This is a genomic window from Methylobacterium aquaticum (assembly GCF_001043915.1).
Classification (GTDB): domain Bacteria; phylum Pseudomonadota; class Alphaproteobacteria; order Rhizobiales; family Beijerinckiaceae; genus Methylobacterium; species Methylobacterium aquaticum.
Genome location: NZ_LABX01000503.1, coordinates 1 through 881 on the forward strand (window position 1 = coordinate 1; position 881 = coordinate 881).

1 protein-coding gene is annotated in these 881 nt (G+C 57.9%); it reads right to left on the bottom strand.

Annotated features, from left to right (window positions below; genetic code table 11):
• Positions 1-881: hypothetical protein (locus VP06_RS37630; RefSeq protein ID WP_197093354.1), on the bottom strand; the 881-nt coding region annotated here is incomplete at both ends.

The following is an 881-nucleotide window of genomic DNA, read 5'->3' on the forward strand; positions in this document are numbered from 1 at the left end:
GTAGCGGTCGGCCGCCGCCTCGCGGCTGGTGATCCGCAGCCTCGGCGGCAGGCCAGCGCCGCCGCGATAGCCCGAGCGCGCCGACACGAAATCGACCACACCCGCACCGCTAACCTCGATCTCACCCCCCTCGATGCCCGTATTCTGCACGTCCCAGCCAGTTGCATGATAGGCGACAGCTGTCTCGTAGCAGCCGTTTGCGAATAGATGCACCTGAGGAAGATAGCTGTCGATCAGTTCGATACCGCATCGGGCAAACCGAGGCGTAGACACGAGAGACGCAGCACGGGTTGCGCCTCCTTGCTGACTTGTTCTGACATAGGATCCCTTGCGGATAATCGGCAAGAAAATGTTATTAGTCTGTACAACAGCTTCCCAATTTCCGCCATTGACCTGTGCTTGACCCTGGTCAGGATGATCACATTCAGAATACGTCTCTACACTGAACATCGACCCCTGAAAGAGGTATCCTGCGGCGGCCGGACGGGCGCGACTGTCGACGCGGAGCGCAATGCCGTTTGATATTTCAGGCGTTGCGTTGCCGTTGATGCGGCTGATCGGGGAGAACCGCCCCTCAATGTAGATCGCCGTTTTCTCATCTAACGTCAAATGAAACAGACCACGGTTCCAGTTGGGGTCTGCGGCGATAACCTCCAGGCCGTTCGGGCCGAAATAGACCTGCGTCCCCGTGACAAAGGACCCTACGCCAGGGATCGTCACATCCTCAGTGATCGTGTACGTGTCGCCGTACGCGCCCTGGCCGACAAAAGGCCAATCAGTCCTCCCATCGGGTGGAAAGTATTTGTTGGTCGCGCCATTTGCATTTGTCGTTGTAAATCGACGCTCTGTGATCCTTCCATCAGGCGTGATCGTGCCTTGCG